Genomic DNA, 23593 nt, shown 5'->3' with positions numbered 1-23593 from the left:
AAGACCAATCCATGATCCTGAAAGACCGTATCGCCGTGGTGACAGGCGCGGGGTCGGGCATCGGGCGCGCCGGGGCGATGATCATGGCCAGGGAAGGGGCGCTCGTGGTGATCGCGGACCGCGATCCGGCGGCGGGCGAAGCCACCGCCTCCGGCATCCGCGACGCCGGCGGCCGCGCCGAGGCTGTCGCCACCGATGTCGGCAACGACACGGCCGTCGAAGCACTCATCCAGGGAACGCTCGGCAAGCATGGCCGGATCGATATCCTGCACAGCCATGCCGGCATTCAGGTCGGCGGCACGCTGACGGAAGTCGGCACCGATGGCATGGACGCCTCATGGCGCATCAATGTGCGGGCGCAATTCCTGGCGGCGAAGACCGTCATGCCGGCGATGATTGCCCAAGGTGGCGGCGTCATCCTCAACACGGCGTCCAATTCCGGTGTCTTCTACGACCGCGAGATGATCGCCTATGCCACGTCAAAGCACGCCGTGGTGGCGATGACCAGGCAGATGTCGCTCGACTACGCCAGGCACAATGTGCGCATCAACGCGCTCTGCCCGGGCTGGGTCGACACGCCGTTCAACGAGCCGTTTATCGCCCAGATGGGCGGCCGCGACGCGATCGAAAACTATGTCCGCACCAAGATCCCGATGGGGCGCTGGGCAAGCGCGGAGGAGATCGCGGAAGCCATCCTGTTCCTCGTCTCCGACCGCTCGTCCTTCATGACCGGGCAGGCGCTGGTCGTGGATGGCGGCGAGAGCATCGGCTGATCTGGTCCAGCAAAGCGGACTTGCGCCGGCGGCGATGATCGGTCAAACCATAATTCCATCTTTAGTGAGACCCGTCATGCAAGCTGCAAAACAGCAATACCGCGAAAGGCATCCGATTTTTGCCTGCGGTGTTTCGTTTGCGCGTACGGGGTACCGCTGATCATGCGCTGCTGCCGCCATGAGAACCTGCAGCGCGCGGAGGAGACAAAGGTCGGCTCGCATGTCGTTCGCGACGGCTGGACCGAAGGTATGCAGGCCGCTGGACCCGGCCTTTCGGCCGGTCATCAGGCGGGCGTCCGTTCTCGGATAACGCAGCTTAGATAACGCCCCACCCGGAACGGACCTGCCCGCCGAAGCGATCTCTCCTTCGTACGGACATCACCAATGCCTGACAATCTGAACACCTCATTCCCCGGCGCGGACACGCAAGGCTGGCTGAAAACGCATGCGATCAATGAAGTCGAGTGCTTCGTGGCCGACGTCAACGGCGTGTTGCGCGGCAAGACCTTGCCGGTCGCCAAATTCCTCAAATCGCTCGACGACCGGGCGCTCTATCTGCCGAGCAGCGCCTTCCTGGTCGCCATCGACGGCCGCTATTCCGGCTCCATCGACGAGGGCTTCGCCTATTCGGACCCGGACATGCGCATGGTGCCGGACACGTCCACGCTGTGCGTCGCGCCCGGCAGCTCCGGCAAGGCCTATGTCTTTGCCGACACCTTCCGTATGGACGACCGGCCGTGGATGGCCTCGCCGCGCCATGTGCTGAGGGCCGTGCTCGACCTTTACCGCCAGCGTGGCTGGCGCGCGGTGATGGCGCCGGAGCTCGAATTCTATCTCACGGCGCCGAACCCCGATCCGGATCGCCCGATCACCGCGCCGACCGGACGCAACGGTCGGCCGGAAAGCGTGCAGCACCCTTACGACATGCAGGCGATGGAGGAGTTCGAAGCGGTGACGCGACGGATCTACGAACATGCCGCCGTCGCAGGTCTGCCGCTCGACACGCTGATCCACGAATCCGGTACGGCGCAGCTCGAGATCAATCTCCTGCATGGCGATCCGCTGGCGCTTGCCGACAAGGTGCTGTTGTTCAAGCGCCTGGCGCGCCAGGCGGCGCAGGCGAACGGCATGCACGCCACCTTCATGGCCAAGCCGATCGCCGCGCAGGCCGGCAGCTCGATGCATCTGCACATGTCGATCGTCGACGAAGCGGGCGAGCCCTTATTCGCCGGCGAAGACGGCGAGGACACCGGGATGTTCGCGCATTTCATCGGCGGCCTGCAGAAATACGTCCCCGAAATCATGCCGCTGTTCGCGCCCAACGTGAACTCCTACCGGCGCATCCGGCCCAACCACAGCGCCCCGGCCAACATCGAGTGGTCGCACGACAACCGCTCCTGCGGCCTGCGCGTGCCGATGGGCGGGCGCGCCGCGCGGCGGATCGAAAACCGGCTGCCGGGGGCGGACGCCAATCCCTACCTTGCCATGGCCGGCTCTCTGATCGCAGGCTATCTCGGTATTGAGGGGAAGCTGGCACGCTCGCCGGAAGCCTTCGGCAATGCCTATCGCAGCCGGAGCACGCTGCCGAAAACCATGGAGGAGGCGCTGGACCGCTTTGCCGCCTGCGAGCCCGCGCGGGCGCTGCTCGGCGAGGATTTCTTCCAGACCTATCTGCGCGTGAAGAGCGTCGAGCTCGACCTGTTCCAGAGCGTCGTGACGTCCTGGGAACGCGACCATCTGTTGCTCAAGGTGTGACCATGGCTTCGCGTTCGACAGGTTTCAATTCCGGTCTCGATATCGGCAAATCCTATTATGTCGCCACCGCCAATCCGGCGCCCGACCATCCAGCACTTGCCGGCGATGTCGAGGCCGATCTGGTGGTGGTCGGCGGCGGCTGCACAGGTCTGTCGGCGGCACTGCATGCGGCCGAACGTGGTCTCAAAGTGGTGCTGCTCGAAGGCGGCAAGATCGGCTGGGGCGCCTCGGGCCGAAATGGCGGCCAGATGATCCCGGGCCTGCGCAAGGGCGCCAGGGGCCTGGTCAAGAGCTTTGGGCCGGAACGGGCAAAGGCGCTGTTCGACCTCGCCTTCGAGGCGCGCGGGCTGGTGCTCGACATCATCGAGCGTCACGGCATCGAATGCGACTTGCGCCAGACCGGCCATCTGGTCGGCGCCGTCAGCGCTTCGGATGTGCGCGACTTCGAGCAAGAGGCCGAATGCCTCGCCAAGGTGATGAACTTCACCGATGTCGAGATCCTGTCGGCTTCGCAGGCGCGGCAGATGGTCGACACGCCCTATCAGGGCGCGGTCTACGAAAGGCTCGGCGGCCATATGCATCCGCTGAACTACACGCTGGGGCTCGCCCGCGCCGCTTCCGCCGCCGGCGTCGTCATCCATGAGAACTCGGTGGCCGTCCGGCTGGAGCGCGAGCCGTCGATCCGGGTGTTCACCGACAAGGGCTCGGTCCGCGCCAGGCATGTGGTGCTGGCCGGCGATGCGCTGCTCAAGGGATTGGAGCCGCGTGTCAACAGCCGCATCATGCCGGTCGGCAACTATATCGTCGCCACCGAACCGCTCGAGGGAGCGCGCAACGTCATCCCGGCCAATGTCGCAGTCTCGGACACGCTGTTCGTCGTCAACTACTACCGCATGTCGGCCGATGGCCGCCTGCTGTTCGGCGGCGGCGAGCGCTACACGCCGTCGCCGCCGGCCGACATCGCCGGCTTCGTGCGGCCGCATATGGAAAAGACCTTTCCGCAGCTTCAGGGCTGCCGCATCGATCATGCCTGGGGCGGTCTGGTGTCGGTGACGACCTCGCGCCTGCCGCATGTCGGGCATTATGGCGAGGTCTATTTCGCGCATGGCTATTCCGGCAAGGGCGTCATCCTGTCGACGCTGTCGGGCAAGCTTTTGGCGGAAGCGATCACGGGCGACGCCTCGCGGCTCGATCTGTTCTCGACGCTGACGCCGCTGCCGTTCCCGGGCGGCACGGCGCTGCGCGGGCCGCTCTATGTGCTCGGCATGCTGTGGTACGCGATGCGCGACCGGTTGCGGCATTGAGGCTGGCTTTCCCGTTCCCGGCGTGGCTAATGTCTCCGCGCCGGGACGAAATCCCGGGAAGGAAGAGCGATGAATATCGAGCCGGACCGGCTGACGAAGAAAGAACGACATGAGCTGATCCTGTCGGAGGTGCGGCGCTCGGCCTCGATCCGCATCTCGAAGCTTGCGCGCCGCATCGGCGTCGCCGGCGAGACCATCCGCCGCGACCTGATCGAGCTCGGCGAGGCGGGGCTCATCAACCGCACCTATGGCGGCGCCACCATTTCGCTGGTGACGTCGGAACCGGTGATCGCCGAACGCGGCCTCACCATGGTCGAGGAGCGCGCCCGCATCGGACGCGGCGCCGCGGGGCTGATCGAGCGAGGCCGCATCGTGATGATCGATGGCGGATCGACCACCTACGAGGTCGCGCGCAGCCTGTCGCAGCTCGGCCGGGACCTGACGATCATCACCAACTCCGTTGGCGCCGCCTCGGTGGCCGGCGCCAACCCCAGTTTCCGCGTCATCCTTTGCCCAGGCACCTATGACAGCCGTGAGGCCGCCGTGCTCGGCGAGGATACGGTCGAATTCGTGCGCCGCTACAATGCCGACGTCGCCATCATCGGCGCCTCGGCGCTGAATGCCGAAGGCCCGAGCGACATGATCTCGGGCGCCGCGGCGGTGAAGCGCGCGATGATGGGGCGATCACTGTCGACGATGCTGGTCGTCACCAACGACAAGTTCGGCCGCAGCGGCCTCGAACGCGTCTGCGCGCTGAGCGAGATCTCCGACGTCGTCACCGACAGCGAGCCGGCGGCGGCACTGCGCGCCGCGATCGACGAAGCGGGCGGCGAGCTGCACGTCTTTGCCGAATAATTCTCCGGCTGGCGCGTTTCACCGTTTCGCGGAACCGGCGAACCACTCTATCTCTTTGTTCCGACGTTCCGACGTTCCGACGCTCCGACGCAATTCCGGACGGAAAACCGCCCACACTTTTCCTAGGATTGCTCTAAGCGTCCCGGTTGGTCAAGGCGATGTGGCAGCAGCCGGGGCCGTGGCCAGGCGTCCAGGTGATATTGGCGAAGCGCACGCCGGTCGCCTCGAACAGGCCGCGGTCGAAGGCGCCGGCGATGCGGCAGAGCGTGGCGAGTTTTCCCTCGCCGACGCCGGCTTCGATCCAGGCGTCTTTCAGCGGGCAGCGCTTCACCTTGAAGGCGATGTGGTCCTGCCCTCGCTCGACATCGGTGGGATACATGCGCCCGCCATCCGGGCTGACGGCGAGAAACGCTTCGCCGATCGCCGGCGCGTCATTGGGGCCGAAGCCGGCGAAGGCCGCCGCCGCGACCTCCCGGCCGCGCTTCTCGATGCTGCGGATCATCACCGCCTCGGCCTTCTCGGCGCCGATCTCGGCGGTCAGCTCTTCGAGGAAAAGGCGGTAGAGGTCGGCGCGGTTGCGGAAGGCGGAGTCGAGCTCGCCCGACAGCTTTTCGGCTCTGGCGGATTCGGGATCGGTCATGGCGTGTCCTGATGTTGTTGTTTGACCATGGTCTTGTCCGCAAACCGGGTCCCACTTTGCGGGATCATGGTCGGCTCCTAGTCAATCTTGGCGTCGCCGCCACCAGCGCCTTGCCGATCGCCGATTGCGGGTTGGCGATGACGGCGCGGGCATCTCCGCTCTCGGCGACCCTGCCGGAATCGAGGACGATGATGCGGTGCGCCACGGCGCGGATGACGCCGAGGTCATGGGAAATGAACAGATAGGCGATCCGTTCCTGCCGCTGCAGGTCGAGCAGCAGTTCCAGGATCTGCCCGCGCACCGATACGTCGAGCGCCGACACCGCCTCATCGAGGACGATCAGCGACGGTCGCGTGGCGATGGCGCGGGCGATCGCAACGCGCTGGCGCTGGCCGCCGGAAATCTCGTGGATGGCGCGGCTGGCAAGGCTGGCGTCGAGGCCGACGCGCTCGAGCAGCGCCGCGATCCGGCGCGGACGCTCCGCGCGCGAGGCGATGTTGTGAATGCGCAATGGATCGTCCAGCACGCGCGCCACCGTGGCGCGCGGATTGAAGGCGGCGAGCGGATCCTGGAACACCATTTGCAGGCGGGCGCGGCGGGCGCGTAGCGCGGCGCCCGACAGCGCGAGGAAATCCGCGCCTTCGAAGTCGATGCGGCCGGCATCGGGCTCGATCAGACGCAGCACCAGCCGCGCGATGGTGGATTTGCCGCTGCCGGAGGGGCCGGCGAGCGCCAGCGTTTCCGCTCGGCCGATCTCGAAAGACACGTCGTCGACCGCCGCGAAAGGCTTGCCGCCGCGACGGTAGCGCTTGGCCAGATTGGAGACGGCAAGCACGGTCATGCCGACGCGCCTTGCCGGTCAAGCAGCGGTCTGGCGTCGAGGCCGAGATGGGCATCGAGCAGGGACCGCGTATAGGCATGGCGCGGCGCATTGAGGATCTGGTCCGTCTCGCCGAGCTCGATCAGTTCGCCGTGGCGCAGTACCGCGATACGATCGGCAAGCGTGGCGGCGAGCGCGATGTCGTGGCTGATGAAGAGCAGCGTCATGCCGTCCTCGGCGACCAGCCTGCGGATCAGGGCGACAATCTCGGCCTGGACGATGGTATCGAGGGCGCTGGTCGCTTCGTCGGCGATCAAGAGCTTTGGTCCAGCAGCGATTGCCGCGGCAATCGCCACGCGCTGCTTCTGGCCGCCGGAGAGCTGGTGCGGGTAGGCGTAGAGCACGGCGTCCGGGCTAGGCAGGCGCACGCGGTCGAGCAGGGTTTTGGCCAGGGTCATGGATTGCGGCCAGCCGAGGCCAAGATGAGCGCGGGCTACTTCCGCGATTTGCTTGCCGACCGGCATTACGGGGTCGAGGCTGGAAGAGGGGTCCTGGAAGACGAAGCCGATGTCACGGCCGAGGTGGGGGATGGTATCGCGTGGATGAGAAGGCTGGCGCTCTACGGCGCCCCCCTCTGTCCTGCCGGACATCTCCCCCACAAGGGGGGAGATTGGCGGTTTCGCCGCCGGCATCTCTCCTACAACGTTGGAGATTGGCGAAAGCGGCGATGAGGGCTCAATCTCCCCCCTTGTGGGGGAGATGTCCGGCAGGACAGAGAGGGGCGCGAAGGAATGAGACGTTTGCGATTTTGGTATCGTCCACTCGATGGTTCCGTCGATCACAGCACCCTTCGCCAACAGCCCCGCGACCGCCAGCGCCAGCGTGCTCTTGCCCGAGCCGCTTTCGCCGATGATCGCCAGGCGCTCTCCGGCCTCGACGTGCAGGCTCACACCTTTCAGTGCCCCCACACCATCGCGCCGATAGCGCACCGACAGATCGCGAATGGACAGCAGCGCCGTCACGACAGGCTCCTGCGCACGGCGGTGCTTTCCACCACGCCTTCGCCGGCGAGGTAGACGCCGAGCACGGTCAGCACCAGCGCGATACCGGGAACGACCGACAGGAAGGGAGCGGTTCGCAGCACCGTACGTCCCTCGGCGATCATGCCGCCCCAGGTAACGCGGTTGGGGTCGCCGAGGCCGAGGAAAGAGAGCGCTGCCTCAGTGAGGATCGCCGCTGCGACGATCACCGAGGACAGCGCCAGCACCGGCGGCAGGGCGTTGGGCAGCACCTCGCGAAAGGCTATTTCGAGCGGATGCATGCCGATGACGCGGGCGCCGGCGACATAATCGCGCTCGCGGATCGACAGGACTTCCGCGCGTGCCACCCGCGCCGGTCCGGTCCAGGCGCCGAGCGCGATCGCGGCGACGACGACGCCGAGCGAGGGGCCAACAATGCTGACGAAAGCGAGCGCGAGCAGGAAGCCCGGCACGGTCTGGAAGGCATCCGTGATGCGCATCAGCACATCGTCGACCAGGCCGCCGGCAAAGCCGGCCAAAGTGCCGACGACCGAGCCGATGAGGAGCGCAGCGGCGGCCGCCGCCAGCCCCACCGCCAGCGACGTGCGGGCGCCATGGAACAGCTCGGCCAGCACGTCGCGGCCGAGCCGGTCGGTGCCGAGCGGCAGCGACAGGTCCTGGAACGGCGGCAGCAGCGCCGGCCCGGCGATCGCCTGCGGGTCGCCGGGAAACAGCAGCGGCGCCGCCAACGCCATCACGATGAGCAAGGCCAGGATGATTGCGCCGGCAATCGCCTCCGGCGTCTGCAAGAAACGACGCAGGCGGTTCATGCGCTTGCCTCGCTGGCGCCGACGCGCGGATCGAGGACAGCGTAGGCGAGGTCGACCAGAAGATTGATGATGATGACCAGGACGGTGCTGACCAGGATGATGCCGAGCAGCAGCGGCGTGTCGCGTCCGGCGACGGCTTCCTGCGCCAGGCGGCCGAGACCCGGCACGGCGAAAACGCTTTCGATGACGACGCTGCCGCCCAGCATCTGTGCCGATTGCAGGCCAAGCATGGTGACCAAGGGCAGAAGCGCGTTGCGGGCAACATGGGCAAGCACGATGCGGCGGCGCGACAGGCCTCGCGCTCGAGCGGCAAGCACGAAATCCTGCCGCCAGGCCTCTGCCATGCCGGCGCGCATCATGCGCAGATAGAGCGCGAGATAAATAAAGCCGAGCGCCGAGACCGGCAGCACGAGATGAGTGGCGATGTCGTGGGCCCGCGCCAGCCCGGTCTTGGCCGACGCGATGGTCTCGATGCCGCCGATCGGCAGCCAGCGCAGGTCGACGGCAAAGACGACGATGAGCACAAGGCCGAGCCAGAAGCCGGGCACGGCATAGAGCGCCAGCGAGCCGATCGACAGGAGGCGGTCGCGAAAGCTGCCGGGCCGGGCACCGGCATAGATGCCAAGCGCCGAGCCCAGGCAGAAGGAGAGCGCGGTGGCGCTGCCCATCAGGATCAGCGTGGTCGGCAGGCGCTCGAAGATGATTTCGCGGATCGGCCGCGAGAAGGTGACCGACTGGCCGAGGTCGAGATGCAGCAGCGCCCAGAGGTAGTTGGCTAGCCGCGTCAGTTCCGACTGGTCGAGGCCCCATCGATGGCGCAGCAATTCGATCATGCCGGCATCGCCGCCGGTCGAGACGATATAGGCGTCGACGGCATCACCGGGGGCGGCTTCGAGCAGCAGGAAGCTGCCGATGACGACGATGAGGAGCACGAAGACGCTGCCGACGAGACGGCGGTGGAGGAGGGCGAGGGCGCGGGTCATGGCGAAAGTACGCTGTTCGCAAGCCTCTGAGGTCGCGCTCTACGGCGCCCCCCTCTGTCCTGCCGGACATCTCCCCCACTTGGGGGGAGATCAGCTGTCGTCACGGCGTTCGCCAATCTCCAAGGTTGCAGAGAGGTAAGGGGCGCGGAAGCCGCCAATCTCCCCCCTAATGGGGGAGATGTCCGGCAGGACAGAGGGGGGCGCGAAGGAACTCTCACCGTGGAAGCTGAGCACCCGATTAGGCGATGTGCAAGCCTTAGGAAAATGCTAGCCCGCGAGATAGGTGTCTGCCCAGTTCGACACCGCCCAGCGCGGGTTGTTGGCGATGTTGCCGACCGTGTCGCGGGCGACGGAGATGAAGCTCCATTCGGCGACGTTGATCAGCGGCAGATCGGCCGCCACCTTCTTCTGGAACTCCTTGTAGAGCTCGGTGCGGGCTGACGTATCCAGCGTCTCGGATGCCTTGATGATCAGCGCGTCGAGGTCGGCGTTCTTGTAGCCGCCCTGGTTGGAGAAGGGCACGCCGTCCGGGATGCCGCTCTGCACCAGGATGGTGGTGGAAATCGCCGGGTCGCCGCGGAACACCGGCGGGCCGACGGCGAGGTCGAAGGCATGATCGGTATAGACGGCCTTGATGTGGGCCGCCGAGTCGTTGTTGACGATCTCGGCGTCGATGCCGATTGCCGCGAGCGCCTGGCGCAGATAGTCGCCGAACTGTTTCGTCTCGTTGAAGTAGGGCGCCGGCAGCAGCTTCAGCGCAAAGCGCTTGCCGTCGTCGGCGCGCTTGTAGCCGGCCTCGTCGAGAAGCGCATTGGCCTTGGCGACGTCGAAGGCATAGGTCGGCACGTCGGCGGTGTAGAATTGCGGATCGTTTTTCGGCACCGGGCCGGTGGCGGCCGCGGCGTAGCCGAGGAAGATCGTCTTGATGACGAAATCCTTGTCGATGGCATGCGCGATCGCCTGCCGCACTTTCAGGTCGGCCAGCTCCTTGCGGCGGTGGTTGATCTCGACGACGAGCTGGTAGGTCAGCCCCTCATAGCCCTTGGTGATGACCTTGAGACCCGGCACCTTGGAAATGCGGTCGAGATCGGCGAGCGGCACGGCGGAGAAGGCGGCAAGCTGGATCTCTTCCGCCTCGAGCGCAGCGGCGGCCGAGGTGCGATCGGGGAGCACCTGGTAGACGATCTCGTCGAGATAGGGTTCGTCCTTGCCCCAATAGGCGTCGTTCCTGGCCAGACGGTAATATTGCCCGGCCTTGTATTCGGCGAACTTGAACGGGCCGGTGCCGACCGGCGCGTTGTTGGCCGGATTGTCCTCGATCTTGCCCACCTCATAAAGGTGCTTCGGCACGACGCTCGACAGCGCCGGCAGCGCGTTGCGGATCAGCTGGAACGGCGTCGGCTTGGCGAATTTGAAGACCGCCGTCAGCTCGTCCGGCGTGTCCACGGCCTCCAGGTCCTTGAACACCGTGCGGCCGAGATTTTGCAGCGGCTTCCAGATCTGCAGCGCCGAGAAGGCGACGTCGGCGGAGGTGAAGGGCTTGCCGTCATGCCATTTGACGCCGTCGCGCAACTTGAAGGTCACCGTCAGGCCGTCGGCGGCACCTTCCCAGGAAAGGGCCAGGCGCGGTTCGAGCCCGTCCTTGCCGTCGAAGGAGGCTTCGGCCAGCGTCTCGACGATCTTGCTCGAGATGAAGAAGACACCGTTGGAGGCGACGATCGCCGGGTTGAGGTTGCGCGGCTCGGAATCGGCGGCAAGGATCAGCCGGCCTCCCTTCTTCGGCGTCTGCGCGAAGCCGATGGTCGGCAGCGCGGTCGAGGCCAGAAGCAGCGCCGAGCCGGCCAGCAGGCCGCGGCGTGAAATCGTCAAGTCGGACATCGCTCAAACTCCCCTCTTCGCGCCGTGGCAGGCGCGGCAATCCGGCAATTATGGCCCTTGGCAGAGGTTTCGCCAGAGACGGATTTGGCGCATCATGGCTTGGCTTTGAAATTTCCGTCCACTGGACCAGCCGGCCGAAAGAGTCTCCCATGCCCCTATCTGGTAGGACCAGATTATAGAGAAACAGGATCTGGATTCGGGCAGAAACCGCCTTTGGCGCGAAAGTGATCAATTCTGGCTGGACCAGAGTGGTCAAAATGATGCAGATTTGGCCGACAGCCATAAATCATGACGTTCGGCGCTCCTGCGGCCGATGAAAAAAGGGAGAGGCAGATGAACATCGCTCCGGGCAAAACCGAGGTCAGCAATGTCCCGTTCGATCAGGCGCGGGTGGACCGGCTGATGGAAGAGGCCGGCATCGACGTGCTCTTCGCCACCTCCAAGCACAACACGCAATATCTGCTCGGCGGCTACAAGTTCATCTTCTTCGCGGCGATGGACGCGATCGGTCACAGCCGCTATTTGCCGATCGTCCTTTACGAGAAAGGCGCGCCGGAACATGCCGCTTATATCGGCAACAAGATGGAAGGCAGCGAACACCAGAACCATCCGTTCTGGACGCCGACCTTGCACACGGCCTGCTGGGGCACGCTCGATGCCGCCAATCTGGCGGTGGAGCATCTGCGCCAGATCGGCAAGTCGGCGGCCCGCATCGGCATCGAACCGGGTTTCCTGCCCTCCGACGCCTATATGCTGATCCGCAAGGCGTTGCCGGATGCCAAGCTGATCGACGCGACCGACATGCTGGAGCGCATGCGCGCCATCAAGACCGACGCGGAGCTGGAGCAGCTGCGCATCGCCTCCGAGCTCATCACCGATTCCATGCTGGCGACGATTGGCTGGGCGCGGGAAGGCACGAGCAAGACCGACATCATCGAGCAGCTCAGGCGCGAGGAGACCAATCGCGGCGCGCATTTCGAATATTGCCTGCTGACGCTGGGTTCCAGCCACAACCGCGCGGCGTCCAGCCAGGCCTGGAAGAAGGGCGAGGTGTTGTCGATCGATTCCGGCGGCAACTATCACGGCTATATCGGCGACCTCTGCCGCATGGGCGTGCTCGGCGAGCCGGACGCCGAGCTGGAGGATCTTCTGGCCGAAGTGGAAACGGTGCAGCAGGCGGCCTTTTCCAAGGTCAAGGCCGGCGTGCTGGGCGGCGACATGATCGCGCATGCGGAGAGCGTGCTGAAGGCCTCCAAGGTCGCGGCCTACACGGATTTCTTCGCGCATGGCATGGGGCTGATCACGCACGAGGCGCCGTTCCTGATGACCAACCACCCGGTCGCCTATGAAGGCACCTATGCGGCGAAGCCGCTGGAAAGGAACATGGTGCTTTCGGTCGAGACGACCATGCTTCACCCGACACGCGGCTTCATCAAGCTGGAGGACACGGTGGCCGTCACCGACGCCGGCTATGTGATGTTCGGCGATCGCGGGCGCGGGTGGAACCGGGGTGGGACGGCAGCATAGCGCTCGACGGCGCTCCCCCTCACCCGGATTGCCAGCCGAATTGCGAAGGGCAATTCGGGGCAACCCGACCTCTCCCCCAGGGGAGAGGAGCGGGCGGCGCCGGCGCCAACCTCTTCTCCCCGCCGGGGAGAAGGTGGCCGCGAAGCGGCCGGATGAGGGGGCTGCAACGCTGAAGATTATTTGCCCGCCGGCAGCAGCCTGAAATCCGGCAGGTCGCGCAGCGCCAGCTCCGGGCCGGCCGGGGAATAGACGACGAAAAGCTGCATCGGCTGGTCGCCGGTGTTCAGCGTCGAGTGGAAGCGGCTTTCCGGTACGTAGATGGTGCAGCCGGGACCGACCTTGGCCACCACCGGATTGCCGTTCTCGTCCTCGACCATCTGCTCGCCATTGCCGGAGATAACGAAGATGATCTCTTCGGCGCCCCGATGGTTGTGGCGGGTGTGGCCCTTGCCCGGCGGCAGGTCGACGACGCCGCCGGAAAAGCGTTCGGCGCCGTTCACTTCCGGCGCGACGGTCAGCGACAGCTTGCCCCAGTCGAAGCCGAAGGCGCTGACATCCTTCGGGTAGACGAACACCTTGCTCTTGTCGGCCATTGCCTCATCCCTTCCTTTCGTTTTTGTCGGAGCATCGGATTTTCCCAAAACCGGCTTCTACTTTTGGGTCCGATGCTCCAGCGCGACCGCTTTGAAATCCGCCGTCTGCCTGGCGATCGCCGCTTCGGCCGGCAGCCGTTCCATCGAGCTCGCGCCATAGAAGCCGTGCAGCCCCTCGCAGCGATCGAGGATGTAGCGCGCATCGTCGGGCATCGAGATCGGCCCGCCATGGCAAAGCAGGATGACGTCCTTGCGCACCGAGCGTGCGGCGTCGGCGATGGCGTCGATTTCCTTGACGCAGGCGTCGAGCGTTTTCGCCGAGGTGGCGCCGATCGAGCCGCCGGTCGTGACGCCCATATGGGCGACGACGATGTCGGCGCCGGCTCGCGTCATGGCGCGCGCCTCGTCGGGGTTGAAGACATAAGGCGTTGTGAGCAAGTTAAGCTTGTGCGCCTCGGCGATCATGTCGACCTCGAGCCCAAAACCCATGCCGGTCTCTTCGAAGCTTTGGCGCATGGTGCCGTCGAACAGGCCGACGGTCGGAAAATTCTGCACGCCGGAAAAGCCCATCGTCTTCAGTTCGGCCAAAAGCAGCGGCATGATGACGAAGGGGTCGGTGCCGTTGACGCCGGCCAGCACCGGCGTCTTCTTCACCACCGGCAGCACCTCATAGGCCATCTCCTTGACGATCTCGTTGGCGTTGCCATAGGCGAGCAGGCCGGCGGCCGAGCCGCGCCCGGCCATGCGGTAGCGGCCGGAATTGTAGATGATGATCAGGTCGATGCCGCCGGCTTCCTCGGCCTTGGCCGACAGGCCGGTGCCGGCGCCGCCGCCGACGATCGGCACGCCGTCGGCGATCATGTTGCGGAATTTTTCCAGGATCGTTTTGCGGGGAATGGCGGCCATGCTTGTCGTCTCTCAGTTTTTGGCGATGTCGAGGAACGCCTCTGCGGCGGCCCTGGCGAAGGCGGGGTCGTTGATGTGCAGCGGCAGGCGCGCCACCGTGCGGTTCCTGGTCGGCTCGATCGTGCGCTCGATGGCGTCGAAGAGCACTGCGTCGGCCTCGGCGTCGAAGAAGGCGCCGCCCTCGATGTCAAGCGCGGAGACGCCCTTTTCCGGGATCAGGAAACGGACCGGGCCGTCGCAGCGGGCGAGGCGACCGCCGATCCATTCACCGATCTTGCGGCATTCCTCGGCCGTGGTGCGCATCAGCGTGACGTTGGGATTGTGCTCGTAGAACAGGCGTCCGCGATAACGATCGGGGATCGTCGGCGGCGCCCAGAAGTTCACCATGTCGAGGGCGCCGACCGAGCCGACATAGGGCAGCTTCGCGCGGGCAATCGCGCCGAAGCGATCCTCGGTCGCGGGCAGCACGCCGCCGAACAGGAAGTCGCAGACTTCGGTCGTGGTGATGTCGAGGACGCCGGCCAGCAGACCGCTGTCGGCGAGCTTCTCCATCGAGCGGCCGCCGGTGCCGGTGGCGTGGAAGACCATGCAGTCATAGTCGGCGCGCAATCGGTCGACGATCGCGGTCACGCAGGGCGTGGTGACGCCGAACATGGTGAGCCCCAGCGCCGGCTTGCCGGCGGCGGCCGGGGCGGGCTTCGCGGCCATGCCGGCGATAGCCTGGGCGGCATTGTGCAGCACCGTGCGGGAGAGCCTGTTTAGTCCCGCCATGTCGGTCACCGACGGCATCATGACGATGTCGGAGACGTCGACGTAAGGCGCGGTATCGCCGGAGGCCAGCGTCGAAACCATGAGCTTCGGCAGGCCGAGCGGCAACGCGCGCATGCCGGCGGTGACGATCGACGTGCCGCCGCCGCCGCCGATGCCGATGACGCCGGCGATGTCGTTGCGCGACCGGATGAAATTGACGAAGGCGGCGCCCATGCCGGCGACGGCGGCGCCGCGGTCATCGATGCCGAGAACCGCGCCGACTCCCTTGGCATGGTGCGCGGCGACCTCGCTTGCGGGGATGTCGACCGGAACCGTCGCGCCGCGCGTGCCGATATCGACACGCATGACCGAGCCACCAGCCTTGGCGATAGTATCGGCCAGGAAAGCGAGTTCCTCACCCTTGGTGTCGGCGGTGCCGACCACATAGATGCGCCCCATCGGTGGTTCCCCGTCATCCGGCATGTCCGGCATCGCCGTCCGCCTTTTTTGCCCCACGCTTAAGCTCCTCGGCGAAAGCCTCGTCGCTGGTGGGGACCCCGTTTTTTTGCCCCACCCTTAAGCTCCTCGGCAAAAGCCTCGTCGCTGGTGGGGACCCAATATCGCGTGGCGTTGCGCCATTGCAAGTTTTTGAGACGCGCGTATCGTATTGATATGGATGTCTCACGTCAACAAGCCGCCTCCAACGACGATGCCGCCCAGGCGCCGGCCGTCGAGAAAGGGCCGCGCGCCCGCACAAGGCGACTGATGCTGGAGACGGCGACGAGGCTGATGCAGTCCGGCATGACCCCTTCGGTCAGCGAGGTCGCGGAGGCGGCGGAGGTGTCGCGCGCGACCGCCTACCGCTATTTCCCGAGCCAGGCGGCGCTGGTGCAGGCCGTGGTCGACGAAGGGCTCGGCCCGATCCTGACCTGGAAGTCGGCGTCCGACGATGCCGAGCGGCGCGTGGCGGATCTCTTCGCCACCGCGATGCCGCGCATCGAAGCCTTCGAGGCGACCTTCAAGGCGGCGCTGAAACTGTCCCTCGATCAATGGGCGCGGCGCCAGGCGGGCACGCTCGGATCGGAACCGGCCTTCAAGCGCGGCCATCGCGTCGACTTGCTGAAGGATGCGATCGCGCCGCTCAAGGGGCGCTTGAAGCCGCGCCAGTTCAGGCGCCTTGCCCAGGCGCTATCGCTGGTGTTCGGCGTCGAGGTGGTCACGGTGTTGAAGGATATATGGGGGCTGGACAGCGCCGAGATGATGTCGGTCGCGCAATGGGCGGCGGGCGCGCTGGTGCGTGCCGCGATGGCGGAATCGGAGGCGAAATCGGCGATGTCAAAGGCGACAACGGCCTAAATCTGGTTCGACCAGATTTAGGGGACAGTTTGGAATGTTAATTTTGATGGGCAGCCTGTGGCAAGGGCTTCGCATATCAAAGAGTAGGAAAAACAAGAGAAAACAGGCAGATATCGTAATGCTTCGCTTTTTCGGCTACCGCTGGCCGCTCAAGAAAGCGCTTGACGCCAAGCCGGAATTGGTAATACCAGATCAAGACCGATAAAGCGGATCAAAAAGTGAGGGCTGCGATCCATTTCCGGCAGGGCGACGAGGCCTGGAACCGGAGAGGCGCCATCACAGGAGGAACTACCAGGGCCGGCTTTCGCTGCCAGCCCGCATGAGACGGTAGAATGCGCACAAGGGAGGAAAACTATGCGCAAGTTAGTGACCAGCGTGCTTGCTGGTGTCGGCCTGGCGCTTGCCTGCGGGACATCCGTGCACGCGCAGGAAAAGTCGCTCACCATCTTCTGGGCGGAATGGGATCCGGCCAACTACCTGCAGGAACTCGGCAACGAGTATGAGAAGGAAACCGGCGTCAAGATCACGGTCGAAACCACGCCGTGGTCCGACTTCCAGACCAAGGCTTTCACCGAGTTCAACGCCCATGGCGACGCCTACGACCTGGTGGTGGGCGACTCGCAGTGGCTCGGCGCCGGCTCGACCGGCGGTCACTATGTCGACCTGACCGACTTCTTCAACAAGTACAATCTCAAAGAAGTTATGGCGCCGGCGACGGTCAAATACTACGCCGAATATCCCGGCAACAGCGGCAAGTACTGGGCAATCCCGCTCGAGGGCGACGCCGTCGGCTGGTCCTACCGCAAGGACTGGTTCGAGGACCCGAAGGAAAAGGAAGCCTTCAAGGCCAAGTATGGCTACGACCTCGACGTGCCGAAGGATTTCAAGGCGCTGCGCGACATCGCTGAATTCTTCTACCGGCCGGACCAGAAGAAATACGGCATCGCCATCTACACCGACAATTCCTATGACGCGATGGCGATGGGCTTCGAGAACGCCCTGTTCTCCTACGGCGGCGAGCTCGGCGACTACTCCACGTACAAGGTCGACGGTATCGTCAACTCCGACAAGGCCGTCGCGGCACTGGATGCCTACAAGGAACTCTACAAGTTCACGCCTCCGGGCTGGGCCAAGTCGTTCTTCGTCGAGGACAACCAGGCGATCACCGAGAACCTCGCGGCGATGAGCATGAACTACTTCGCCTTCTTCCCCTCGCTGATCAACGAGTCGTCAAACCCGAACGCCAAGAACACCGGTTTCTTCGCCAATCCTCCGGGACCGAATGGCGACCAGTTCGCGGCTCTCGGCGGCCAGGGCATCTCCATCGTCTCCTATTCGCAGAAGCAGGACGAGGCGATGAAGTTCCTGGAATGGTTCATCAAGGACGACACCCAGAAGAAATGGGCGGCGCTCGGCGGCTATACCTGCAGCGCCGCGGTGCTGAAATCGCCGGAATTCCAGAGTGCAACGCCGTACAACAAGGCCTTCTATGAGACCATGTTCAAGGTGAAGGACTTCTGGGCTGTGCCGGAATATGCCGAACTGCTGCAGCAGCTCAACCAGCGCGTTTATCCCTACATGATCGGCGGCTCGGGCACCGCCAAGGAAACGCTGGACGCGCTTGCCGCCGACTGGAACGCGACCTTCAAGAAATACGGCCGCGTGAAGTAACCGACATGCCTCACGGAGGAGGCTTCTCATGCCTCCTCCGTTTGCTTTTTTGAGAATCCGGAGCAGGGTTTTGGCGAGCACGATGATCACTACGCTGGACAGGTCCTCGCGGGCCGCAGCGCGCGGCCTCAGCGACATTTCGATCCGCAATCTCTTCATCATCCCGACGATCCTGTTCCTGATCGTCTTCAACATCTTCCCGCTGATCTATTCGCTCGGCTATTCCTTCACCGATTTCCGCGCGTCGACCAACGCGCCGGCTAATTTCGTCGGACTGCAGAACTATCGCGATCTGCTTAACGACCCCTATGTCTGGTCGAACTTCGCCATCACCGCGAAATACGTGATCGTCTCGGTCGTCGGACAACTGCTTGTCGGCTTTGGCGTGGCGATGCTGCTCAACCGGGATATTCCGCTCAAGGGCCTTATCACTACGCTGCTGCTACTGCCGATGATGCTGTCGATGGCCGTCGTCGGCCTGTTCTGGAAACTGCTTTATGACCCTTCATGGGGCGTCATCAACTATGCGCTCGGGCTCGGCAATTTCGAGTGGCTGGCAGACCCGAAAATGGCGCTCTATGCAGTCGCCTTGACCGATATCTGGATGTGGTCGCCCTTCGTCATGCTCTTGTCGCTGGCCGGCCTTTCGGCGGTGCCGAAACATCTCTACGAGGCCGCGGCGATCGACCGCGCCGGCCCGTTCTACACCTTCTTCCGCATCACTCTGCCGCTGGTCGCGCCGATCCTGATGATCGCGGTCATTTTCCGCACCATGGAAGCGTTCAAGACCTTCGATCTCGCCTACATCCTGACCAGCCAGCCGACGGCCGAACTGATCTCGATCCGGCTCTACAAGATGGCTTTCCAGGAATGGCAGACGGGGCGCTCCTGCGCCATGGCCTACATCGTGCTGATCATGGTGCTGGCGATCACCAACATCTACGTCAAATACCTCAACAAAGTGAAGGAGCGCTGACAGATGGCCGCCGTCCGCACTTCTTCAGAAATCACCTTCAACCGCATCGCCATCGTCATCGTTCTGCTGGTGACGATCATTTTCCTGGCGCCAATCTACTGGATCGCCTCGACGGCATTCAAGCCGCGCGCCCTCGCCACCACCATCCCGCCGACGGTCATCTTCCAGCCGGAGATATCGCCCTTCGTGAAGCTGTTCACCAAGCGGTCCCAGATGCGCAATCCGCCGACGCCGGAAGAATATGCGGCCGCCCCGTGGTGGGAGCGCGTCGTCTTCGACGGCGGCGAAAAGATCGTGCGCGACGGCAAGGGCGAGGTGCAGTGGTCGGGCTATCCGAGCCGCTTCCTGAACTCGCTGATCGTGGCGATCACCTCGACCGTGCTCGCAGTCGGCATGGGCACGTTCACCGCCTACGGCTTCTCGCGCTTCAAGGTGAAGGGGGAGGCGGACCTGCTCTTCTTCATCCTGTCGACGCGCATGCTGCCGCCGGTGGTGGTCGCGATCCCGATGTTCCTGATGTACCGGGCCGTGGGGCTGAACGATTCCCATCTCGGGCTGATCATCCTCTACACCGCCTTCAACCTGTCCTTCTCGGTCTGGTTGATGAAAGGCTTCATCGACGAGATTCCGAAGGAATACGAGGAGGCGGCGCTCGTCGACGGCTACACGCGCATGGATGCCTTTTTCAAGATCGTGCTGCCCGAAGCCGCGACCGGCATCGCCGCAACTGCGGTGTTCTGCTTCATCACGGCGTGGAACGAATATGCCTTCGCGCTGATCATGACCAACCGCCGCGCGCAGACCGCGCCGCCCTTCATTCCGAGCCAGGTCGGCTCCGGCCTGCCCGACTGGACGGTGATCGCCGCGGGTACATTCCTGTTCCTGCTGCCGGTCGCGATCTTCACCTTCCTGCTCCGCAACCATCTGTTGCGCGGCATGTCCTTCGGAGCGATCCGCAAATGAGCTTTCGCGCCATCAACGAGAAGTATCTCGAGCCGGGCTCGCAGATCCTGATGGTGCTGGGCATCGTCGCGCTCTGCCAGCCCTGGAACATGCCGCTCCACACCTACGGCGTGACGATCATCCTGATCGGCCTGATCGGCTTCAACGTCACCTCCAAGATCCCGCGCGAAGAACAAGCCGGCACCGGGCACGGAGCCGACCAGCAGGCGCGCAACGCGGGGGCACAGCATTGACCCAGATCGAGCTTCGCGGCGTCCAGAAATTCTTCGGCGCCGTCCAGGTCATCAAGGATCTGAACCTCAAGATCGACGACAACGAGTTCATCGTGCTGCTCGGACAGTCGGGCTGCGGCAAGACGACGACGCTGCGCGCCATTGCCGGACTGGAGACCATCGACCAGGGCGATATCCTGATCGATGGCAAGCCGGTGCAGCACCTCAAGGCCGCCGACCGCGACATCGCCATGGTGTTCCAGTCCTTCTCGCTCTATCCGCATATGAACGTCTACGAGAACATCGCTTTCCCGCTGCGCGCGACGCGCAAGAGCAGGAGCGAGATCGACACCGAGGTGCGCTCGGTAGCCAAGACGCTGCAGATCAGCGATCTCCTCAACAAGAAGCCCTCGGCGCTGTCGGGCGGCGACATGCAGCGCGTGGCCATCGGCCGGGCGCTGGTGCGGCGCCCGAAGGCGATGCTGATGGACGAGCCGATCGGCGCCCTCGATGCCAAGCTGCGCGAGGAAATGCGTGCCGAGATCAAGCGGCTGCATATCAAGCAAGGCTCGACCAGCATCTATGTCACGCACGACCAGATCGAGGCGATGAGCCTCGCCGACCGCATTGTCATCATGCATGAGGGCGTGCTGCAGCAGGTCGGCACGCCGGACGAGGTCTATTCGCATCCGGCCAATCTGTTCGTCGCGCAGTTCGTCGGCAGCCCGGTGATGAACGTGGCTGAGGCGACGGTCGCCGAGAATGCGTCGGCAGCTTCCGTCTCCGTCGGCGGCGCGGCCACCGGCTTCGAGTTTCCGCGCGCGCTGCTTTCCAAGCTCAACGGCCATGCCGGTGGCCAGCTCACCCTGGGCATCAGGCCGGAAGGCGTGCTGGTGCGCCGCGAGGCGACGGACGGTTTCCTGCCTGTCGAAACGCAGATCGTCGAGCCGCTGGGATCCTTCGATATCGTCGACCTCAAGGTCGGCTCCAAGATGCTGCGCGCCCGCACCAAGAGCGGCTTCATCGGCGGTGCGGGGGAAAAGGTCTATGCGCGGATCGATCCTTCGCAGGCGCATTTCTTCGACGCCGCGAGCGGCAAGTCGCTCGGAGTGAGATTGTAATGGCCCAGATCCAGCTGAAGAACATCTCCAAGACGTTCGGCAACCACACGGCTCTGTCCAATCTCGATCTCGACATCGCCGACGGCGAATTCTTCGTGCTGCTCGGCGAGACGGGCGCCGGCAAGACGACGACGCTGAGGATGGTCGCCGGTCTCGAAAAGCCGACCGAGGGCCAGGTCTTCATCGACGGCGTCGACGTCGCCGACTGGGGTGCTGCCGAACGCGACGTGGCGCTGGTGCTGCAGCAATATTCGCTCTATCCGCGCTACACGGTGCGGCAGAACCTCGAATTTCCGCTGAAGCCGAAGATCCGCCGGCTGCCGGACGCCGAGATCAAGGACCGCGTCGCGCGCGCGGCCCGCACACTCAGGATCGAGCACCTGCTCGACCGCAAGACGGACCGACTTTCCGGCGGCGAGATGCAGCGCGTCTCGATCGGCCGCGCCATCGTGCGCAAGCCGCGCGTGTTCCTGATGGACGAGCCGCTGTCGGCGCTCGACGCCAAGCTGCGCGAGGCGTTGCGCACGGAACTGAAGAACCTGCAAATGCAGCTCGGTGCCACATTCCTGTTCGTCACGCATGACCAGATCGAGGCCATGTCGATGGGCGACAAGGTCGGCGTGCTCAACCATGGCCGCATCGTCCAGACGGGCACGCCGCATGAGATCTACAACAATCCGCGCGACACCTATGTCGCGAGCTTCGTCGGTTCGCCGCCGATGAACCTCATCGACGGCAGGCTGGTCAACGACCGCGCCGTGATGGCGCCGATGAATTTCGAGCTGCCGCTGACAATTGGGGCCAAGACTTTTGGCGGGGGCAGGACGAGTGGCGCGACCGACGGTCGGCCACTCGTCTTCGGCATCCGTCCGGAGGACGTCTACCTGGAGAGCGGCGCGCCGGTCGAGGCACGCGTCCACGACGTCGAGAACCACGGCGTGGAAAAGATCCTGACGCTCAGGGTCGGCGAAACGATGTTGCGGGCCACCGTGCCGGCCAGGACCGATGTCGCGATCGAACAGCCGGTGCGCTTTGCCTGGAACCCCGACAAGGTGGTGCTGTTCGACAAGGGCAGCGGCGTCAGCCTGCGCCACGCCGGCTGACGGGGCCGCCGCTTCGCCGGAGGGATTTCGCCGGCCGGTGCTTGCGCTACTTCGGCAGATAGGTCTCGTAAGGCGTGTCGTTGATCAGCAGGATCACGCATTCGGTGTCCGACAGGCAGGCATCGTCATGCATTTCGTCGGCCTTCTGGGTCCAGTAGGAGCCGGGCGGCAACTCGACCCTGGTGGCTTCGCCACCCTGCATCTGCCAGTGCGCCCAGAGGCCCTTGATGACCACGGCGCGGTAATCGGCGGTATGGGCATGGACGGGCGCGCGCCAGTTGCCGGGAACCTTCAGCAGCGTGCCGGCCGGACCTTTTGCTCGTTCGCCCCATAGCGGACCGAGGCGCTGCGGCTGGCCCGGCGCCTCGACGGCGTAAGGGATCTTGTCGGCGGGCAGGTAGCTGTCTTCCAGCGCGAAAGCCGGGCCTGGCAGGATGGCGAGCGCAGCAAGCGCAAGCGGTGCAAGACGATTGGGCATGGCGGTTTCCTCCGCCAGCCAGCTTATGCGGCCTCGGCCGGCGGGGAATGACGCGGTGTCCAAAAGACTTGGCAATTCCTCCAGCGCGGCGGCCGGTTGACTGCTTTAGGAGTGTTCCTCGCTACTGCTGTTGCGGAAATGACTCGGCGCGACGCCCATCACCCGCTTGAAGGCGCGGCTGAAGGAGGCTTCCGAATCGTAGCCCAATCTCGACGCCGCCACCGAAACCCGCATGCCGTCGCGGCCAAGCCATTGCCGCGCCTGATGCATGCGCACGCGCAGCACGTATTTGGCCGGCGTCTCGCCGACCACGGTGGCGAAGCGTTGCGCAAAGGCCGAGCGCGAGGCGCCCATCATCCTGGCCAGCGCCTCCACCGTCCAGTCGCGCTCCGGCTGCAGGTGGATGGCGGCGAGCACCTTGCCGACATCCGGGTTGCGCACGGCGGCGATCCATCCGGTGGCGTCGCCGCAGCCATTCTCCACCCAGGAGCGGATGATGGTGGCCGCGAGCACGTCGGCCAGGCGGGCGAGGATGCCGCCGGAGCCGACCCGGTCCATCGTCACCTCGCCGGCCATCGCGTCGAGCAGATGCTGGATGCCTGGCGCATTCGCCATCAGCTTATGCGCCTGCATGAGATCAGGCATCATCTCCAGCAGCGGATGCGAGCCGTCGAGGTTGAAATGCATCGAGCCGCAAAACAGCAAGGTCTTGCAGCCGTCGCAGCCGTTCGAGACGTCGTAGATGTTCTCGCACACCGGCTCGATCGTGTAGCGGCCGATCGGCACCGGCGGCACGCCGGGCGCGCTCGCCAGCACATGCTCGTCGCCGCGCGGGATCAGCAGCGCGTCGCCCACCGAGAGCTCGATCCATTCCTTGGCCGGCGAGAACAGCCAGCAGCCCTGCTGTCCGATGAAATGGAACCGCGCCGCCTTCTGCGCGGGGAAGGAAACGGCCCAGGGCTCGCCAAGCACGCAGCGGCCGTAGTCGACGCCGTCCAGGCGCAGACCGCGCAACATGTCGGTGAGCGGGTCGCCCGAAGTCTCCAAAACGGATTTGGACGAATTGTAGTTCATTTCGGC

23 protein-coding genes are annotated in these 23593 nt (G+C 64.8%); 12 read left to right on the top strand and 11 right to left on the bottom strand.

Annotated features, from left to right (window positions below; genetic code table 11):
* Window positions 1-11 precede the first annotated feature (11 nt).
* From FJ956_RS04715 to FJ956_RS04700, 4 genes are all read left to right on the top strand, one after another.
* Window positions 12-773 carry a glucose 1-dehydrogenase gene (locus FJ956_RS04715; protein ID WP_140673970.1) on the top strand — a complete coding sequence of 254 codons (762 nt, stop codon included), beginning with the start codon at window positions 12-14 and terminating at the stop codon, window positions 771-773.
* A gap of 384 nt (window positions 774-1157) precedes the next feature.
* Window positions 1158-2528, top strand: coding sequence for a glutamine synthetase family protein (locus tag FJ956_RS04710; RefSeq protein WP_140673972.1), 1371 nt, complete (start codon window positions 1158-1160; stop codon window positions 2526-2528).
* 2 nt (window positions 2529-2530) lie between these two features.
* Window positions 2531-3832, top strand: a complete 1302-nt coding sequence (locus FJ956_RS04705) for an FAD-binding oxidoreductase (protein ID WP_140673974.1) — start codon at window positions 2531-2533, stop codon at window positions 3830-3832.
* A 69-nt stretch (window positions 3833-3901) separates the two neighbouring features.
* The gene (locus FJ956_RS04700) at window positions 3902-4687 is read left to right on the top strand and encodes a DeoR/GlpR family DNA-binding transcription regulator (RefSeq protein WP_246671995.1); all 786 of its coding nucleotides are present in this window, start codon (window positions 3902-3904) and stop codon (window positions 4685-4687) included.
* 133 nt (window positions 4688-4820) lie between these two features.
* Here the strand turns inward: FJ956_RS04700 and FJ956_RS04695 are convergent, their stop codons facing one another.
* The 6 genes from FJ956_RS04695 to FJ956_RS04665 all read right to left on the bottom strand — a co-directional run bounded on the left by FJ956_RS04695 (window position 4821) and on the right by FJ956_RS04665 (window position 10857).
* Complete coding sequence (locus FJ956_RS04695) at window positions 4821-5327, bottom strand: L-2-amino-thiazoline-4-carboxylic acid hydrolase (protein WP_140673976.1); 507 nt, start codon at window positions 5325-5327, stop codon at window positions 4821-4823.
* A gap of 64 nt (window positions 5328-5391) precedes the next feature.
* Window positions 5392-6168, bottom strand: coding sequence for an ATP-binding cassette domain-containing protein (locus FJ956_RS04690; RefSeq protein ID WP_140673978.1), 777 nt, complete (start codon window positions 6166-6168; stop codon window positions 5392-5394).
* Window positions 6165-7169 (bottom strand): ABC transporter ATP-binding protein, encoded by a 1005-nt coding sequence (locus tag FJ956_RS04685; protein WP_181170111.1) that lies wholly within the window; start codon window positions 7167-7169, stop codon window positions 6165-6167. Before FJ956_RS04685 ends, FJ956_RS04690 begins: the two co-directional genes overlap by 4 nt.
* Window positions 7166-7996, bottom strand: coding sequence for an ABC transporter permease (locus FJ956_RS04680; RefSeq protein WP_140673980.1), 831 nt, complete (start codon window positions 7994-7996; stop codon window positions 7166-7168). Before FJ956_RS04680 ends, FJ956_RS04685 begins: the two co-directional genes overlap by 4 nt.
* Window positions 7993-8979: an ABC transporter permease gene (locus FJ956_RS04675; protein WP_140673982.1), complete on the bottom strand. Its 987-nt coding sequence runs from the start codon at window positions 8977-8979 to the stop codon at window positions 7993-7995. Before FJ956_RS04675 ends, FJ956_RS04680 begins: the two co-directional genes overlap by 4 nt.
* A gap of 267 nt (window positions 8980-9246) precedes the next feature.
* Window positions 9247-10857: an ABC transporter substrate-binding protein gene (locus FJ956_RS04665; RefSeq protein ID WP_140673984.1), complete on the bottom strand. Its 1611-nt coding sequence runs from the start codon at window positions 10855-10857 to the stop codon at window positions 9247-9249.
* Window positions 10858-11190: 333 nt separating this feature from the next.
* Here FJ956_RS04665 and FJ956_RS04660 point away from each other — a divergent pair, with 333 nt between their 5' ends.
* Window positions 11191-12384: a Xaa-Pro peptidase family protein gene (locus FJ956_RS04660; RefSeq protein ID WP_140673986.1), complete on the top strand. Its 1194-nt coding sequence runs from the start codon at window positions 11191-11193 to the stop codon at window positions 12382-12384.
* A 176-nt stretch (window positions 12385-12560) separates the two neighbouring features.
* On the opposite strand, the gene FJ956_RS04655 is transcribed toward FJ956_RS04660, so the two are convergent.
* From FJ956_RS04655 to FJ956_RS04645, 3 genes are read right to left on the bottom strand one after another with little or no spacing between them, the layout of a single operon-like run.
* Complete coding sequence (locus FJ956_RS04655; RefSeq protein WP_140673988.1) at window positions 12561-12977, bottom strand: cupin domain-containing protein; 417 nt, start codon at window positions 12975-12977, stop codon at window positions 12561-12563.
* A gap of 57 nt (window positions 12978-13034) precedes the next feature.
* Complete coding sequence (locus FJ956_RS04650) at window positions 13035-13883, bottom strand: phosphoenolpyruvate hydrolase family protein (RefSeq protein WP_140673990.1); 849 nt, start codon at window positions 13881-13883, stop codon at window positions 13035-13037.
* Window positions 13884-13895: 12 nt separating this feature from the next.
* Window positions 13896-15092 carry a Tm-1-like ATP-binding domain-containing protein gene (locus FJ956_RS04645; RefSeq protein ID WP_140673992.1) on the bottom strand — a complete coding sequence of 399 codons (1197 nt, stop codon included), beginning with the start codon at window positions 15090-15092 and terminating at the stop codon, window positions 13896-13898.
* A 213-nt stretch (window positions 15093-15305) separates the two neighbouring features.
* Between FJ956_RS04645 and FJ956_RS04640 the strand changes: the two genes are divergently transcribed.
* The 7 genes from FJ956_RS04640 (at window position 15306) to FJ956_RS04610 (ending at window position 22035) form a co-directional block, all read left to right on the top strand.
* The gene (locus FJ956_RS04640; protein WP_140673994.1) at window positions 15306-15989 is read left to right on the top strand and encodes a TetR/AcrR family transcriptional regulator; all 684 of its coding nucleotides are present in this window, start codon (window positions 15306-15308) and stop codon (window positions 15987-15989) included.
* Between the two features lie 354 nt (window positions 15990-16343).
* Complete coding sequence (locus FJ956_RS04635; protein WP_140644645.1) at window positions 16344-17660, top strand: ABC transporter substrate-binding protein; 1317 nt, start codon at window positions 16344-16346, stop codon at window positions 17658-17660.
* 70 nt (window positions 17661-17730) lie between these two features.
* Window positions 17731-18636, top strand: a complete 906-nt coding sequence (locus FJ956_RS04630; RefSeq protein WP_140644644.1) for a sugar ABC transporter permease — start codon at window positions 17731-17733, stop codon at window positions 18634-18636.
* Window positions 18637-18639: 3 nt separating this feature from the next.
* A complete protein-coding gene (locus tag FJ956_RS04625) occupies window positions 18640-19599 on the top strand; it encodes a carbohydrate ABC transporter permease (protein WP_140673996.1) in 960 nt (319 codons plus the stop codon).
* Window positions 19596-19832, top strand: coding sequence for a hypothetical protein (locus tag FJ956_RS04620; protein ID WP_140644642.1), 237 nt, complete (start codon window positions 19596-19598; stop codon window positions 19830-19832). The genes FJ956_RS04625 and FJ956_RS04620 overlap by 4 nt, the downstream gene beginning before the upstream one ends.
* Window positions 19829-20932 (top strand): ABC transporter ATP-binding protein, encoded by a 1104-nt coding sequence (locus tag FJ956_RS04615; RefSeq protein WP_140644641.1) that lies wholly within the window; start codon window positions 19829-19831, stop codon window positions 20930-20932. The genes FJ956_RS04620 and FJ956_RS04615 overlap by 4 nt, the downstream gene beginning before the upstream one ends.
* A complete protein-coding gene (locus FJ956_RS04610) occupies window positions 20932-22035 on the top strand; it encodes an ABC transporter ATP-binding protein (protein WP_140673998.1) in 1104 nt (367 codons plus the stop codon). The genes FJ956_RS04615 and FJ956_RS04610 overlap by 1 nt, the downstream gene beginning before the upstream one ends.
* Before the next feature lie 46 nt (window positions 22036-22081).
* On the opposite strand, the gene FJ956_RS04605 is transcribed toward FJ956_RS04610, so the two are convergent.
* Both FJ956_RS04605 and FJ956_RS04600 read right to left on the bottom strand, forming a co-directional pair.
* Window positions 22082-22513, bottom strand: a complete 432-nt coding sequence (locus FJ956_RS04605; protein WP_140674000.1) for a DUF4437 domain-containing protein — start codon at window positions 22511-22513, stop codon at window positions 22082-22084.
* Window positions 22514-22618: 105 nt separating this feature from the next.
* Complete coding sequence (locus tag FJ956_RS04600) at window positions 22619-23587, bottom strand: AraC family transcriptional regulator (RefSeq protein WP_140674002.1); 969 nt, start codon at window positions 23585-23587, stop codon at window positions 22619-22621.
* Window positions 23588-23593: the final 6 nt, after the last annotated feature.

Source organism: Mesorhizobium sp. B2-4-3 (genome assembly GCF_006442815.1).
GTDB lineage: Bacteria > Pseudomonadota > Alphaproteobacteria > Rhizobiales > Rhizobiaceae > Mesorhizobium.
Note: the sequence above shows the minus strand (reverse complement) of the source record. Positions and strands in the feature narration are given on the sequence as shown.